The organism is Qipengyuania sp. NPDC077410, from assembly GCF_044543405.1.
GTDB lineage: Bacteria > Pseudomonadota > Alphaproteobacteria > Sphingomonadales > Sphingomonadaceae > Qipengyuania > Qipengyuania pacifica.
This window is the reverse complement of sequence record NZ_JBITWB010000002.1, coordinates 700,989-717,758: the sequence shown is the minus strand read 5'-3', so window position 1 is coordinate 717,758 and position 16,770 is coordinate 700,989. Positions and strand designations below refer to the sequence as shown.

General features: G+C 60.1%; 10 protein-coding genes. 4 read left to right on the top strand and 6 right to left on the bottom strand.

The window, feature by feature from the left end:
• Positions 1–7 precede the first annotated feature (7 nt).
• The 4 genes from ACIGGE_RS11500 to ACIGGE_RS11485 all read right to left on the bottom strand — a co-directional run bounded on the left by ACIGGE_RS11500 (position 8) and on the right by ACIGGE_RS11485 (position 6,983).
• Entirely contained in the window at positions 8–3,430 is a 3,423-nt protein-coding gene (locus ACIGGE_RS11500; RefSeq protein ID WP_397490427.1) for an error-prone DNA polymerase, read from the bottom strand.
• A complete protein-coding gene (locus ACIGGE_RS11495; protein ID WP_397490426.1) occupies positions 3,430–4,977 on the bottom strand; it encodes a DUF6504 family protein in 1,548 nt (515 codons plus the stop codon). Before ACIGGE_RS11495 ends, ACIGGE_RS11500 begins: the two co-directional genes overlap by 1 nt.
• The gene (locus ACIGGE_RS11490) at positions 4,898–5,611 is read right to left on the bottom strand and encodes an ImuA family protein (protein ID WP_397490425.1); all 714 of its coding nucleotides are present in this window, start codon (positions 5,609–5,611) and stop codon (positions 4,898–4,900) included. Before ACIGGE_RS11490 ends, ACIGGE_RS11495 begins: the two co-directional genes overlap by 80 nt.
• 343 nt (positions 5,612–5,954) lie before the next feature.
• The gene (locus ACIGGE_RS11485) at positions 5,955–6,983 is read right to left on the bottom strand and encodes a mannose-1-phosphate guanylyltransferase (RefSeq protein ID WP_397490424.1); all 1,029 of its coding nucleotides are present in this window, start codon (positions 6,981–6,983) and stop codon (positions 5,955–5,957) included.
• Positions 6,984–7,270: 287 nt separating this feature from the next.
• Here ACIGGE_RS11485 and ACIGGE_RS11480 point away from each other — a divergent pair, with 287 nt between their 5' ends.
• Complete coding sequence (locus tag ACIGGE_RS11480) at positions 7,271–8,491, top strand: NADP-dependent isocitrate dehydrogenase (RefSeq protein ID WP_103023265.1); 1,221 nt, start codon at positions 7,271–7,273, stop codon at positions 8,489–8,491.
• 60 nt (positions 8,492–8,551) lie between these two features.
• Here ACIGGE_RS11480 and ACIGGE_RS11475 read toward each other — a convergent pair whose 3' ends face one another.
• Positions 8,552–9,772, bottom strand: coding sequence for an FAD-dependent oxidoreductase (locus ACIGGE_RS11475; RefSeq protein WP_397490423.1), 1,221 nt, complete (start codon positions 9,770–9,772; stop codon positions 8,552–8,554).
• 197 nt (positions 9,773–9,969) lie between these two features.
• On the opposite strand from ACIGGE_RS11475, the gene ACIGGE_RS11470 reads away from it, so the two are divergent.
• The 3 genes from ACIGGE_RS11470 (at position 9,970) to ACIGGE_RS11460 (ending at position 14,042) form a co-directional block, all read left to right on the top strand.
• A complete protein-coding gene (locus ACIGGE_RS11470; RefSeq protein WP_196846356.1) occupies positions 9,970–11,625 on the top strand; it encodes a carbon-nitrogen hydrolase family protein in 1,656 nt (551 codons plus the stop codon).
• A 149-nt stretch (positions 11,626–11,774) separates the two neighbouring features.
• A complete protein-coding gene (locus ACIGGE_RS11465) occupies positions 11,775–13,535 on the top strand; it encodes a cation:proton antiporter (protein ID WP_234003109.1) in 1,761 nt (586 codons plus the stop codon).
• A gap of 3 nt (positions 13,536–13,538) precedes the next feature.
• The gene (locus ACIGGE_RS11460; protein ID WP_397490421.1) at positions 13,539–14,042 is read left to right on the top strand and encodes a YkgJ family cysteine cluster protein; all 504 of its coding nucleotides are present in this window, start codon (positions 13,539–13,541) and stop codon (positions 14,040–14,042) included.
• Here ACIGGE_RS11460 and alaS read toward each other — a convergent pair.
• Positions 14,039–16,702: an alanine--tRNA ligase gene (gene alaS / locus ACIGGE_RS11455; protein ID WP_397490420.1), complete on the bottom strand. Its 2,664-nt coding sequence runs from the start codon at positions 16,700–16,702 to the stop codon at positions 14,039–14,041. The two genes, ACIGGE_RS11460 and alaS, sit on opposite strands and share 4 nt — an antisense overlap.
• Positions 16,703–16,770: the final 68 nt, after the last annotated feature.

The window sequence follows — 16,770 nt, the reverse complement described above, 5'->3', positions numbered from 1 at the left end:
TCACCGGCTAGTGAAAATCGCGGCTGTTGGGCAGGATGCGGACGTTGCGGGGATGCGACGGCCGCGGCGCACGCAACGCTCCTCTTGATTGGTGAGATGCACTATCGGCATTCCCCGGACCGGGTGATATCTCGACCTTGCGCTTTGCCGCGCTCATGGTTCGCAAGGGCCGATTGACTTCGTCGGCTCGCGACATCTGGGGTGCGATCAGGTCATCACTCAATTCGGTCAATCGCCAAGTCGCATCGTCTATGTGCGATACAATGACGTGGAGCACCTCGTCGTCCATCTCGACCCTGCCGGTAACCTCCATCAGTCGCGCACTCATTATGACCTTGCGATATCGCTCCATCACATCCGGCCACACCACGAGGTTCACAACCCCCGTCTCATCCTCCAAGGTGATGAAACACACCCCTTTGGCGCTGCCGGGGCGTTGGCGGATCAGCACGACACCGGCCACCTTCACTCGGCTACGGAAATTTTTCCGACGCAGGTCCGCATTTGCGGTAACCCCGCGATCATGCATCCCGTTGCGTAAAAATTGCATGGGATGCGCTTTCAGGCTCAGTCGGGCGGTCTGATAATCGGCCACGACATGTTCGGATAATGGCATCAGCGGCAACATATGATGCACGATTTCCGCCCCTTCGTCCCGAACAGCGGTCGCAGTGAACAAAGGCAGATCGTCTACCGATTTGAGTGCGCGCGCACCCCACAACGCCTGTCGCCGGTCGAGCCCCATGGAGCGAAACGCGTCCGCAGCAGCAAGCCTTTCGATAACGCCGGGCGAAAGCTTCGTACGCTCCCGGAGTTCGACAACACTATCGTACGGACCTCCTGCATCGCGTGCCGCAACCAGCCGCGCGGCCGATACCTCCGTCAGTCCGTCGATCTGGCGAAACCCCAACCGCATGGGTGGTTGAGATTTACCTTCCCACTGCTCGAGCGTGTTGTCCCAGTGGCTTTCGTTGACATCAACCGCATGTACTTCCACGCCATGCTCTTGCGCATCGCGTACGATTTGCGCAGGGGCATAAAAACCCATCGGCTGTGAATTGAGCAATGCACAGGCAAACGCAGCCGGATAATGGCATTTCATCCAGCTTGAAATGTAGACGAGGTGGGCAAAACTGGCCGCATGGCTTTCCGGAAACCCATATTCTCCAAAACCGCGTATCTGGTTGAAGCAGCGCTCTGAAAAGTCCGGGTCATAGCCACGAGCGATCATCCGACCGACCATCTTGTCCTGTAATTCATCGACCATGCCGCGGCTGCGGAAGGTCGCCATCGCCTTGCGAAGCTGATTTGCCTCGGTGCTGGAAAATTTTGCGGCATCAAGTGCGATTTTCATCGCTTGCTCTTGAAAAATCGGCACGCCCAAAGTGCGATCGAGGATCGATGAGAGTTCATTCGGCGGGCCATGAAGGGGGGATGGCTTTGGAATGACCACGGCTTCGTCCTTCCGCCGCCGTTTGAGATAGGGATGTACCATATCCCCCTGGATCGGGCCGGGACGTACGATCGCCACCTGAATGACGAGATCGTAAAACTGGCGCGGCTTCAAGCGCGGCAACATGTTCATCTGCGCCCGGCTTTCCACCTGGAATACGCCCAGGCTGTCCCCCTTCACCAGCATGTCGTAAACACGGGCATCTTCGCGCGGGACGGTCGCCAGCGTCAGATCACGATCATGATGATCGCGCAGCAGGTCGAAACCCTTTTGCAGACAGGTCAGCATCCCCAGCGCCAGAACGTCGATCTTCAGAATGCCCAGGGCGTCTATGTCGTCCTTGTCCCATTCGATGAAACTGCGATCCGGCATGGCACCGTTGCCGATTGGCACGGTTTCGACCAGCGGGCCCTGGGTGAGGATGAAACCGCCTACGTGCTGCGAGAGATGGCGTGGCATGCCAATCATCTGCTCAGTCAGCTTCAGAACACGGCGCAAGTGGGGATCACGCATATCGAGCCCGGCTTCTTGCGCATGCTTTTCTGCAATTTCTCGCCCATAGCTGCCCCAGACGGTCCGCGCGAGCACGCTCGTGGTATCTTCGGACAGTCCCATAACCTTACCGACTTCGCGAATGGCCATACGCGGACGGTAATGAATTACTGTTGCGCACAGCCCGGCGCGGTGACGACCGTAGCGATCATAAATATGCTGGATGACTTCCTCGCGCCGTTCGTGTTCGAAATCGACGTCTATATCCGGCGGCTCCTTGCGCTCTTCGGAGATGAAGCGGTCGAACAGCAATTCGTGCTCGTCCGGGTCGACAGCCGTAATGCCAAGACAGTAGCAGACGGCGGAGTTTGCCGCGCTGCCGCGTCCCTGGCACAGGATCGGCGGATCCCGGGTCCGCGCAAAATCGACGATGTCCCTGATGGTCAGGAAGTAGCGTGCGATGCCGAGCCTGCCGATCAAATCGAGCTCATAATCGATCAGGCGTGTTACCTTGGCCGGAACACCACGAGGGTAACGGGCCTGTGCGCCCTGCCGGGCCAGTTCGGCAAGATACGCATCCGGCGAACGGTCCTTGGGGATCGGCTCGTCCGGGTATTCATAACACAGCTCCTCAAGGTCGAACGTGCTCGCATCGGCCACGTCACGCGCCGCGGCAATGGCATGGGGCCATTCGGCAAACAGGTGGACCATTTCTTCCGGCGGTTTGAGGTGACGTTCCGCATTTGCCTCAAGCAAAAGGCCCGCACCATCGATCGTCGTCTTTTCGCGGATGCATGTCATCACATCCTGCAAGGGCCGCCGGTCGCGGACGTGATAGTGCACGTCATTGGTGGCAAGGATGGTGAGGCCGGTGCTTCGCGCCAGCGTATCGAGCTGGTTGATACGCGCAATGTCGTCGCCGGAGTAGAGATAGGCGGCGGCAAGATGCCGGAGTGTCGGCAGCTGTACGGCAAGCTTGCGCAATTCAGCCATAAACCGCTCATCGAGAATGTTCGGGGGGATGAGGATCAGCTGTATGCCTTCTGCGTGGTCGGCCAGCATTGCGAGATCGATGTGCGTCTCGCCCTTGTCCTGCCATTTCCCTTCCAGAGTCTGCATTTTGCCCCTGGACAGCAGTGAGGTAAGCCGTCCGTAGGCGGCGCGGTCGGTCGGATAGGCGAGAAAATGCCAGCCCTCGACAGTTACGATCCGGCATCCGATTACCGGACGCATCCGGGCCGTCTTGGCTTCGGTATGAATGCGCACCACCCCCGCCAGCGTATTGCGATCGGCGATGCCGATGGCATCGTAGCCTTGCGCGAATGCGGTCAGGACCAGATCCACCGCATCGGACGCGCCGCGCAGAAACGAGAAGCAGCTGGTGATCCCCAGTTCGACGAATTGCGCGCGGGGGTTGCCGACGAATTCCTTGTCGGAAAATCGGGCAAGCGTTCGGCGATCAGGGGTGAGCGGCTGATCGGGCATCAGGCGAAAAATCCATGCAGATACCAGTCGGGCGGCCCGCCTCGCCCGTCACCGATCAGGCCGTTACGATAGATCCAGTAACGGCGCCCGGCCTCGTCCTCGATCCGGTAATAATCACGCAATCGCGCATTCGCCCGCTGTCTCCACCACTCGGGTGCTATCCGCTCCGGCCCTTCCGCCTTTACAATAACGTGCAGCCCGCCGCGCCAGCGAAAGCGCCGGGGCAGACCTTCGGGAGTGGCATAGATGACACTGATCGGCTCGGCACGGGCCAGCAGCTTGAGCGGGCGCTGGTTGAAACCGAGATCATATTGCACTGCGGCGCTCGTTTTGCCGGGCGCTGCCACCCGCTGTGAGCGTTCGGGCCAATGGCTGCTATGCGGAACAAATTGTGCCACCCTGTCCCTGCCCAGGCGCGTAACCAGCCTGTCGATCAGAACCGGTAGCGCCGTGCCGCTGGTATCGGGCTTGTCGAGCGTATCCTGTGCGCCATCCAGCGGCTCGGTCCATATTGCAGTCAACCTGATCTGATCGATGCCGAATCCGGCTTCAACATCGTCCAGCCGCTGTGCGAACAGACGAATGATATGATCGGGATCGCGTGACGGCGAAGCCAGTTCGAGCGTTCGGTACATATCTTCGCCATCCACCCGCCACAGACGCAGCGACAGTCTGCGCACGCCATGTTTGGCCTGTTCCAGGATACGCATGAGGTCATGCGTAATATCGCCCACGATATGCTGCAGCGGCTCGAGGTGAAGGATCGGCTCGGCAAGTCGGCGCTCTGCCCCGAATGGTGGGTGCTCGATAAGCGGGACGAGCGGCTCATGCTTACGCCCCAGCACCTGATCGAGCCTGACCAGGGGATTGGCTTCGGCGGAACGACGATTGCGGAAGCGCCGGACGAGACTTTCACGCGGAACTTCCATCAAGTCGCCAACGGTTTTCAGCCCGAGCCGGGCCAGCAACAGTCTGGTTTCCGAATTGAGCCGCAGGGCAGCAACAGGCAGAGGCGCAAGCGCTTCAGGCAGATCGTCCGGCATGGCGATGGCCGAACGATTCTCCGCATAGTGGGAAAGCGCCCAGGCAGTTCCGCTATTGGGCGCACAGGCGATACGGCATTGATAACCTTGCCTCAGAAAAAACGTTTCGATCCTCGTCAGCATCGGACCGTCGCCACCAAACAGATGTGCACTGCCCGAACTATCGAGCAATATGCCATCGTAACCGTCCACCATGCTCCAGGGCCCCCAGCGCTGCGTTGCAAGCGCCAGCTTTCCCAACGTGCGCTGGTTGCCTTCGTGATCGAATGGAATGGCCACCAGTTCGGGTGCCAGCATTCGCGCATCGGCCAGGCGCATGCCGGACTGCGCACCAGCAGCCATGGCCATCCGGCTGACGGCATCGATGACGGGACCATGTGCCGTGTCGCTCACCAGCACGATGGGCTGTCGCAGATCGTCTTCCTCACCCTGTTGCGCGGTAATCCGGCTCCACCGGTCGATCGCGAAGGTCGGGAACCACAAGGAGACTATGATCCGGTTCATGCGAGCCCACGCCATGTTCGAGCCAAAACTGCCCGGGCCTCAGGCCGCGTCCGCGAAACAATTCGGCGCGCACGCGCGGCACACCGGGTGCCATACTGTTCCAGCGGTGCAATGCCGAAGGCGCAGCGGTAGCCCGCCAGCGCAACCGGGCAGCGGAAAGATTCGCAAAGCCTTCCCGGCGCAACAGGTAAAGCATCACGCCATTGCGTTCCGCCGCCAGCACGAGCCGACGGATGGCCGTGAAATCGAGCACCTTGGGATCGCCCACGATCTCGCCGATGACGAAGGACAGTTCGCCGCATCTTACGCCTTCTTCCATTGCCCATAAGGCATCGGCCGCACTACCTGCCTCGACATGAATGAAGCCGCTGCGCAACGGTGGCGGCAGGCCATGAAGAAACGGGCGCCCCGAAGATCGGGTGCTGCGCGCATCCTGAACCCAAAGCCACCGCCAGCCTTCGCCGCCGGCAGCACAATGTTTCTGAGCGAAAGCAAGTGCCAGCGCGTCACCGGCGACATCGTCCATGCTGCCGAAGATTTCCCACATGGAATGCGGAAGCTGCAGATCAGGAGACCATTCGTCTGCGCCATTCCCCACGGCAACGGGAAGTTCCGAAGCACGCAGAGCGTCCACTCCCCCAGCCAGAGGAGTGTGTTGAGGCGGTGAGATATTCTGAGCATGTGACATCAAGTGGATACGAATCGGCCTAACCAATGTTCCACTTATGTTCCCACCGATCCATCATTCGATCAAGAGCGATATTCCAGATGTGAGCTGTCGATTGCCTTGGCCCGACATCCCGAACAAGACGCCAGCCACAGAGCTCATAAACAGGGATTTATCGATCATAAGGCATGGACCGTTGCGAAAAAGACGGACCCAGGTGCCTCACCCCATTACACGCGTTTTATCAGCGGGATAGTAGGCAGGTTTCGAAAAGATTCACGGTAGAAATCCGCTCAATCGCGAGCGTGCATTACTGATTTTTCGCACCGGCCAGATTGCCCACTTTTTGCGCCCCGGCATCGCTCGTCACCAGTATTTCGCCGTTCGAAACGACAATAGTGACATTCTCCAGCCCAACGACCGATACACGCGGGCCGTCGCTCTCCACCATCACATTGCGGCAATCGATCAATTCCGCCGAGCTTGGCGCGACATTCCCATTGTCGTCGCTTGCGCATGCTTCACGCAGCGCCACCCAGTTGCCGATGTCCGACCACCCCATATCAACCGGCACCACCGCGGCCCTGTCGGTATTCTCCATCACTGCATAGTCGATGCTTTCGCCGCTGACCTTGGAAAACGCCTCCGCATCCGGATGAAAGTGACCGCCTTCGTCGCGGCCACTGAGAACCGCCTGCTCGACCAAGGCGGCAATTTGCGGTCGATGCGACGCCAGTTCTTCGATAAATTTCCCTGCGACGATGGCGAACAAACCCCCATTCCAGCGGTAATCGCCTTGCGCGAGAAAAGACCTGGCTGTCGCGAGGTCCGGCTTTTCCACGAACCGTTCTACACGGTAGGAACGATCACCAAGCCGTGCGCCGCATTTGATATATCCAAATCCGGTTTCCGGCTTCCTCGCCTCGATACCGAAAGCGACGAGCCAGCCATCGCTCGCAAGCGACGCTGCGCTCGTGGCTGCATCGGTAAACGCCTGTAAATCGGCAATGTGATGATCGCTCGGGCAAACGAGCATTATGGCGTCTTTCGGCAGCCGGTATGCCGCCAGCGCGATCGCTGCTGCAGTATTCTTCGCTTCAGGTTCGACGATGATCGCAGTGCCGGGGGCGGACTGCGCTTCGACATGCTCGACATGTTCTGCACCCGTAACCACGATCGGGCGGGCAAACACTTCGGGATCGGCACAGCGATGGAGGGTCGCTTCGAAAAGCGTTCTCTCGCCCACAAGAGGCAGGAAGGGTTTCGGCATCGCCTTCCGGCTTCGCGGCCAGAGCCGAGTGCCGCTTCCGCCACATAGAATTACCGGAACAATAGTCATGCGTCGCCTAGTTAGATCTGATCATTCAGGTGATTGGAAGTGCCCGCAAACCCTATGCTGCGATGGTTACTATCGAGTTTAGAAACCGTCAGGGCAAGGCTCTGAGCATGCAGACAGTGTCCAGCCAAAGCATTTTTATCGCCTGGTCCCACGCCAGATCGGTTGCGCATGGAGCAAGCCGAGCCTTCTCAGCGCCAGCGGCCAAAGTCTATCCTGCCCCCTCCCTTGCCCTCGCCCCGCGCTCTGCTATGGCGCGCGCAACCTCAATTCGAACGAACAGGATACCCATGGCCAAGATCAAGGTTGCGAACCCGATCGTCGAGCTCGACGGCGACGAAATGACGAAAATCATCTGGCAGTGGATCCGCGAACGGCTGATCCTGCCTTACCTCGACGTCGATCTGAAATATTACGATCTCTCCATCGAAAAGCGTGACGAAACGGAAGACCAGATCACGGTCGACGCCGCCAACGCCATCAAGGAACACGGCGTTGGCGTGAAATGCGCCACCATCACACCGGACGAGGCACGCGTCGAAGAATTCAGCCTCAAGAAGATGTGGGTCAGCCCGAACGGCACGATCCGCAACATTCTGGGCGGTGTGGTCTTCCGCGAACCGATCGTGATCGACAATGTCCCGCGCCTGGTGCCGGGCTGGACCGACCCGATCGTTGTCGGTCGTCACGCATTCGGCGACCAGTATCGCGCCAAGGACACGCTGATCCCCGGCGCCGGCAAACTGCGCCTGGTTTTCGAAGGCGAAAATGGCGAGAACATCGACCTCGACGTTTACGAATTCCAGAGTTCGGGCGTCGCCATGGCGATGTACAACCTCGACGACAGCATCCGCGACTTCGCGCGGGCCTGCATGAACTATGGCCTTGATCGCAAATGGCCGGTGTACCTGTCGACCAAGAACACGATCCTCAAGAAATACGACGGCCGCTTCAAGGACCTGTTCCAGGAAGTGTTCGACAATGAATTCAAGGACAAGTTCGCTGAAGCGAAGATCACGTACGAGCACCGCCTGATCGACGACATGGTCGCATCGGCACTCAAGTGGAGCGGCAAGTTTGTCTGGGCCTGCAAGAACTACGATGGCGACGTGCAGTCGGACGTGGTCGCGCAGGGCTTCGGTTCGCTCGGCCTGATGACGTCGGTCCTGATGACGCCCGATGGCAAGACGGTAGAAGCGGAAGCTGCGCACGGCACCGTCACCCGTCACTATCGACAGCACGAGCAGGGCAAGGCGACGTCGACCAACCCGATCGCCAGCATCTTCGCATGGACGCGCGGCCTTATCTATCGCGGTCGTTTCGACAATACGCCGGACGTCGTGAAGTTCGCGGAAACGCTGGAACGTGTCTGCATCAAGACTGTCGAAAGCGGTAAGATGACCAAGGATCTTGCGCTTCTTATCGGTCCGGACCAGAGTTGGATGACCACCGAACAGTTCTTCGAAGCGATTGTCGAGAACCTCGAGAAGGAAATGGCGAATTGGGGCTAAATCCCCACCGCAACTGAGTATTTGAAATGCCCTCGTCCTTCGGGACGGGGGTTTTTCGTATCAGCCTGCATGTTCCGCCGCGCATGGCGCTGTCAGGCGTTCACGCCGGAAACCGTACCCGATGAGACGCGCAGGCAGACGTCGCAAGCGGCTGAACCGGTCGGCAAGCCTTAGCGGCAAGGGGGCTTCGCGGGGCTTGCCGTCCTGACTTTTCAGGATTGGTTCGATTACCACCTCGTGCGCCAGTTTCTGCACGCCCTGAACGACGCGTCCGGGCAGTTCGCGCCTTGCCTGGACCTTGCTCAGAAGGTGATCGATATCGCGTTCCGCGGCTAGCGGTGCGGCCAGGACATTGGCCGCGCAGACCGCGTCTTGAATGGCCAGATTGATGCCCACGCCGCCGACCGGGCTCATTGCGTGCGCCGCATCGCCAATTGCCAGCAACCCCGGCAGATACGACTTTTCCAGCCGATCAAGCGACACGCTGAGCAATTTGACCTGGTCCCAATCCGACAATGCGCGTTCCAGATCGGGCAGTTCCGGCGCCGCGGCGGCGACCAGCGCGCGCAAGTCCGCAATTGGCTGTGTCATCATGCGCGCCGCTTGCCCCTTGGCGATGACGAAGGCGCATTGCCAGTAATCGCCGCGTTCGAACAGAACGAGCATGTGTCCGCCCTTTATCTGTCCGCGTAGTCGGCTGCCGGAAACGCTCTTGGGCACCTTGAACCACAGGACATCGATCGGCGCGCCAAGATCATGCAGGGGCAGGAGACCCTTGCGACGAACCAGAGAGGATCGGCCGTCTGCCATGACGACAAGCCTTCGAGCATGAAATTCCTCGCCAGCTGCGGTAACGACACCGGTGACACGCCCGCCTTCCTGCGCAAGCTGGGTAACCTCCTCGCACATCGCGAGATGAAAGCCGGGAAAAGCTCGTGCTTTATCGCGCAGGAAGTCGAGCAGGTCCCATTGCGGCATCATGGCGATGAAAGGAGCCGGCGTGCGTAGATGGGAGAAGTCGGCCAGACTGTAGGTCCGGTCTTCCCAAGTGAACTCGGCACTATCGACCCGGTTGTGCGGGAGACGCAAGAAGTCATCCAGCCAGCCGAGCTGATCGAGGATCTCCATTGTTGCAGGATGTACCGTATCGCCCCTGAAATCGCGGAAGAAATCGGCATGCTTCTCCAGCACCAGAACGTCGACACCAGCCCGGGCCAGCAGGAGGCCCGCCATCATCCCCGCCGGCCCTCCCCCGACAACGACCACGTCATGTTTCACCATTCCGCCTGTCTCTCTTTCACAATCGCCCACGATCCGCATCATTCCCGGACCCTAGGGCGGCCAGCGATGCTCGTGCGAGGACTGTTGCCGTAGCGCGCTGCGCGCCGTATCGCCAACCACGAAATCGGCACGAAACCGCGCTTCGCGAAACGCGTTCACACTGAACGTTGATGCCAGAAATCTGACACGGGGATACAATGGCCAAGCAGCCTACCAAAAAGCGCAGTGTGAAACGCAAGGGTCCGGAGAAATTCGGACAGAAGCGGCTCGATATCCGCAATGCCAAGATCAAGGACATTCCCGGCATCGCCAATCTGGTGCGCCGCGTTTACGAGGACATGCCTGCCTACACGCATGGCGAGATCCGCGGGCAGATCAACAATTTCCGCGAAGGGTGCTTCGTCGCCCTGCTTGATGATGAGGTCGTCGGCTATTGCGCGACGATGCAGCTGGCCGAGGCACTCGCCTTTCAGGACCACGACTGGGACGAGATCACCGGCAACGGTTACGGCAGCCGCCACGATCCGACCGGCGACTGGCTCTACGGGTATGAAATGTGCGTCGACCCCAAGGTGCGCGGCGTGCGTATCGGGCGGCGCCTTTATGAAGAGCGCCGGGCGCTGGCCGAAGATAAGGACCTGACAGGCATCGTCTTTGCCGGACGCATGCCCAATTATCGCCGCTTCCGCCGACGCGTGGAAGGCCCGCAGGACTATCTCGACAAGGTGGTCGAGAAGAAGCTGCACGATCCCGTCCTGCGCTTTCAGATGGCAAACGGCTTCGAGCCCGAGCGCATCCTCGAAGGATATCTGCCCGAGGACAAGGCCTCGCAGAGCAATGCCGTGATGATGGTCTGGCGCAACCCTTACGTCGAACGGGATCAGCCGGTGAAGAAGCGCCTGCCCCGCGGCGTGGAAGCCGTGCGCGTGGCCACCTGCCAGCTCCAGGCGCGGCAGGTCGCCGACTACGACGAATTCATGCGCCACGTCCGATATTTCGTCGATGTGGCAAGCGATTACGAAGCCGACTTCATCGTCTTTCCCGAACTCTTCACGCTGATGCTGCTGAGTTTCGAGGAGAAGGAACTGTCACCGGTCGAAGCGATCGAGCGCTTGTCGGAATATACGCCTCGGCTGCGTACGGACATTTCGGAAATGGCCATGCGCTACAACATCAATATCATCGCCGGATCGCATCCCACGCGCATGGACGATGGCGATATTCATAACGTCGCCTACGTCTGCCTGCGCGATGGTGCGGTGCATGCCCAGGAGAAGATCCACCCGACACCCAACGAACGGTACTGGTGGAACATCAAGGGCGGCGACAAGGTCGAGGTGATCCAGACCGATTGCGGTCCGATCGGCGTGCAGATCTGTTACGATAGCGAGTTTCCCGAACTCAGCCGCCGCCTCGCCGACGAAGGTGCGCGCATCATATTCGTACCTTTCTGCACGGATAGCCGGCAAGGTTATCTGCGGGTACGCTATTGCGGCCAGGCGCGCGCGATCGAAAACCAGTGCTTCGTGGTGCTCAGCGGGAATGTCGGAAATCTTCCGAACGTGGGCAACATGGACATTCAGTATGCACAAAGCTGTATCCTGACCCCCTGCGATTTTCCCTTCGCACGCGATGGTATTGCAGCCGAAGCGACCGAGAATGTCGAGACCCTGACCATCAGCGACATCAACCTTGCCGATCTGCAATGGGCGCGCGCCGAAGGGACGGTTCGCAATCTGGCCGACCGGCGTTTCGACCTCTACCGCATCGAATGGGACGAGGATGGCAAGCACCCGGGCAAACCGCGTCCGCGCCGCGAACCTCTGGGTCCATCCACCATCGGCGGAGGTTAGCCCACGCGCCATTGCGGGGCTGACAGGTGGCTTGCGCATAGCTAAGCCCGTTACGGACGTCGCCTGACCCGGCAGGCGCCATCTCTATGTGATGCCAGCACAATCTCGCTGGGGCATTGCGTTCAACACGAAGGAAACATTCGCGCCTTATGAATGCCGAGACCGCGATCCCTCCGATGATGTCGGATGCACTGGTGATTTTGGGTGCCGTGGGGATCGTGATCCCGCTGTTTGCCCGGTTCAAGATCACGCCCATCATCGGCTTCATTCTGGTCGGCGTCGTGGTGGGGCCGTTCGGTCTGGGCCGGGCGACATCCGAATATGAATGGCTCACCTGGTTCACCATTACCGATCCGGAACGGCTCGAGCCGTTTGCCGAGCTGGGCATCGTGCTGCTGCTGTTCGCGATAGGGCTGGAGCTTTCATACAAACGCCTTTGGCAATTGCGGCGACTGGTCTTCGGCCTTGGATCGCTCGAATTGCTGGTCGGCGGATCGCTGATCGCGATTTTCCTGTCCATTCTGGGGCAGTATTGGACCGGGGCCCTGGCGCTTGGCCTGGCTCTGGCCATGTCGTCGACCGCCGTAGTTCTGCCGATTTCGGGTACTCGAACACCGGTCGGCAGAGCGGCCCTGTCGATGTTGCTGTTCGAAGGTATCGCGCTGGTTCCGATCATCTTTCTTCTGGGCACCCTCGCCCCCCATGCCGCAGCGGACGGGTTCGAGGGGATGGTCGACACGCTGTGGAAGGGCGCCGTCGTCATCGTGCTGATGCTCGCAGCAGGACCCTTCGTTTTGCCGCGCCTCTTCGCACAGGCAGCCCGTACCAAAAGCCCCGAGATATTTCTCGCTGCAAGCCTTCTGGTGGTGATCGGGGCGAGCCTCGCCACCTCGATGGTAGGCCTCTCGATGATCGTGGGCGCCCTCCTGGCGGGGCTGATGATCGCGGAAACGGATTATTCCCCGGAAGTAGCCAATATCCTCGAACCGTTTCGCGGCTTTGCACTAGGGATATTCCTGCTGACCGTGGGCATGACGATCAATGTCTACAGTATCTTCGAGAACATCGGCGCAATCGCCATCGCGGTCGTCTGCCTGCTGACGCTCAAGGCGCTTATCACCACGACGCTGCTGTATTTGATGGGCGCACGCCGCAGTACGGCAGTCGAGACGGGCATTCTCATGGCCAGCCCGTCCGAAGACACGCTGATCATCATTTCCGCTGCATCGGCGGCTTTGTTGATCCAGCCCGGTACGGCCCAGTTCTGGCAGATCGTTACGGCGATCGGCCTGACAGTGACGCCCTTGCTTGCGCATATCGGCAGGATCATCGGGCGGCGTATCGAGCCGATACCCGAACTGCCTGCAGAAGATATGGACAAGCCGCGCGTCATCATCGTCGGCGCGGGCCGTGTCGGCCAGCTGATCGCGCGGATGCTGGAAGCGCATGACAAGCCCTACATCGCAATCGATTCGAACGCCGACCTCATTGCCAACGCCAAGCGCGAGGGCATCCGCGCGGCTTTCGGAGATGCGTCTCGTGCCGACGCGCTCGACAAGCTCGGGATCGAGAATGCCCTCGCTCTGGTGCTCACCATGGACGAGCCGGTTCTGGCACAGCGCTTGGTGGCTAAACTGCGCAAGACATACCCTGACCTGCTGATCGTGGCCCGCGCTCGCGACAGTTCGCACGCTGCCGAACTCTATCGCGCAGGAGCCAGTCATGCCGTGCCGGAAACGCTGGAGAGTTCGCTCCAGCTTTCCGAGGCCGTGCTCATCGATATCGGGGTTGCGATGGGGCCGGTGATTGCATCCATCCATGAAAAGCGCGACGAATTCCGCGAGCAGATCGAGCTTGAAGGGGCGCTGACCTACAAGCCCAAGCTACGCACCAGTACATCGGAACGCTGACCCATGCCCACAGTGCTGGAAACGCGCTCGGACTGCGATCGCTGTGCAGCGCTATGCTGCATCGCCTACCCGTCCGAAGACATGCCAGGATTCTCCGCCATAAAATCTGCTGGCGAACCGTGCCCTAAACTTGGCGGGAACGGTCTCTGCACCATTTACGAGCATCGGGCCGAGGAAGGTTTTGCCGGCTGTATCCGGTTCGAATGCTTCGGTGCGGGCCAGCACGTCGTCCAGAACCTGTTTGCCGGTAACGACTGGCGTAATGATCAGGCGCTGCTCGGCCCCATGGTCGACGCCTTTCTCGCCATGCGGCCGGTCGCAGACCTGAACTTCCTTGCGCAGCGGGCGCATGAGATGACAGACAAGGCCGAACTACGCGACAAAGCGACTGTCTTGGCAGAGCGTCTGCAAAACGTTGCCCAGTCTCGATCGAGCCTGAATGATACGGCCGAAGTAGCGGCGATCGAGCGCGAACTACGCGCTTTATACCAGCATTTCGACCGTTAGGCTGACACTTTGGCCAGTGCCTGGCGCACGGCGTCAAGTGCTGCATCGGCTTTCGAGCCGTCCGGACCGCCACCTTGGGCCATGTCGGCGCGGCCACCGCCGCCCTTGCCTCCCAGAGCCTCGACACCAGCGCGCACCAGATCGACAGCGCTGAGGCGGTCGGTGAGGTCGTCCGTGACCGCCACCGCGAAGGCGCCCTTGCCATCGTTGACCGCGCAAATCGCCGCCACACCCGAACCCATTCGGTTCTTGGCCTGGTCGAGCAATGGGCGAAGCTCCTTCGGATCGAGGCCTGCAATGACCTGACCGGAGAAGGTTACACCGCCAATGTCCTCATCGGCTGCTGCGACGTCCGCAGCGCCGCCACCGCCAAGCGCCAGCGCGCGTTTCGCCTCGGCCAGATCCTTTTCCAGCCTTTTACGTTCTTCGATAAGTGCCATGACGCGTGTGCGGGCATCGTCTGGCGACGTTTTCAACGCGCTTGCGATCGCGCGAACCGCTTCGTCGCGCGCTACCAGCCATTGGCGTGCAGCCTCGCCGGTCAGCGCTTCTATGCGACGCACGCCAGAGCTGACCGCACTTTCCGATACAACCTTGAAGATGCCGATATCGCCGGTCGCCTTCACATGCGTACCGCCGCATAGTTCCACGGAGTAATTGCGCCCTTCCCCGCCCTTGCGGCCCATGGAAAGTACGCGCACCTCGTCGCCGTACTTTTCGCCGAACAGCGCAAGCGCCCCGGCCGCAACCGCATCGTCAGGCGTCATCAGACGTGTACCGACCTGTTCGTTGGCGCGAATTTCCTCATTCACCTCGGCTTCCACCGCAGCGATGTCTTCCTCGCTCAGTGGCTTGGGATGGGAAAAATCGAACCGGAACCGATCGTCGGATACCAGCGAGCCCTTTTGTGTCACATGTCCACCCAGCCGGTTACGCAGCGCGGCGTGCAGCAGGTGGGTTGCCGAATGGTTCGCGCGGATACGATCGCGACGATCGCCATCCACCTCGAGATGGACGGCATCGCCGATCTTAACCGTTCCCTTGGTGATGGCGCCGGCGTGCGTGTGCAGACGACCGAGAGGTTTGTTCGTCGTCTCGACCGAAAATTCCAGGCCCTCGGGTGTCCAGATGCGCCCGGCATCGCCGGTCTGGCCGCCGCTTTCGCCATAGAACGGAGTCTGATTGGTCAGGATGACGACTTCGTCGCCCTCCTCAGCCGATTGCACCTCGGCGCCATCCTTGACAATGGCGATGACGGCGGCTTCCCCGGTCGTAGAGCTGTAGCCGGTGAACTCTGTCGAGCCCTCACGTTCGACAATGTCGAACCAGACCTCTTCGTTCGCGGCCTGACCCGATCCTTTCCATGCTGCGCGCGCAGCAGCTTTCTGCTGCGCCATCGCGGCGTCGAAGCCGTCCTTATTGACGCCTATGCCGCGGCTGCGCAGTGCATCTTCCGTAAGATCATAGGGAAATCCGTAGGTGTCGTAGAGCTTGAACGCGGTTTCACCGTCGAGAGTACCGCCTTCACCCATGTCTTCCGTTGCTTCATCCAGTAACTTGAGACCCTTGTCGAGCGTGCGGCGGAATTGCGTTTCTTCGCGCTCGAGGACCTCCTGAATCAGCGGCTGGCCGCGGACGAGTTCGGGATAGGCCTGGCCCATTTCCGTCACCAATGCAGGCACCAGTCGGTGCATCAACGGTTCGCTCGCCCCGAGAAGATGGGCGTGACGCATGGCGCGGCGCATTATTCGGCGCAGGACGTAACCGCGCCCTTCGTTGGATGGCAGTACACCGTCGGCCATTAGGAAGCTTGTCGAACGCAAGTGATCGGCGATGACGCGGTGGCTGGCTGTCCGGTCCCCCTCGGCCTTTACGCCTGTCAGGCTCTCGCTCGCAGCGATCAGGTTCCTGAATGTGTCCGTATCGTAATTGTCATGCACGCCCTGCATCACGGCTGCGACACGTTCGATCCCCATGCCGGTGTCGATGCTGGGCTTTGGCAGGTCGGCGACCATCTCGTCGTTTTCCTGCGTGTACTGCATGAAAACGAGGTTCCAGATTTCCACGAACCGGTCGCCGTCTTCCTCGGGCGATCCCGGAGGGCCGCCCCAGATGTGATCGCCATGATCGTAAAATATCTCCGAGCACGGACCGCATGGTCCATCGGAACCCATGGCCCAGAAATTATCCTTGGTCGGAATACGGATGATCTTTTCGTCCGCAAATCCGGTCCGTTTCTTCCACAGATCGAATGCCTCGTCGTCGGTATGGTAGACGGTGACCAGAAGGCGTTCGGGGTCGAGGCCCCATTCCTTGGTGAGAAGGGTCCAGGCGTGATCGATCGCCTGTTCCTTGAAATAGTCCCCGAAACTGAAGTTTCCGAGCATCTCGAAGAAGGTATGATGGCGCGCCGTGTAGCCGACATTATCGAGATCGTTGTGCTTGCCCCCTGCTCTCACGCATTTCTGGGCGCTGGTTGCGCGTTGCGCTGGCGGTGTTTCCAGACCGGTGAAGGCATTCTTGAACGGGACCATGCCCGCATTGACGAACATGAGCGTTGGATCGCTGAACGGGACAAGCGGGGCGCTGGCGACTTCCGCATGTTCGTGGGAGGCGAAATAGTCGAGAAAGCTGCGGCGGATGTCGTTGGTCGAAGTCATGGCGAGGCAAGTAAGCAATCGCGTGGCATGCGACAAGCGCGAAAGCCCAGCCAGACTGTGCGGTACAG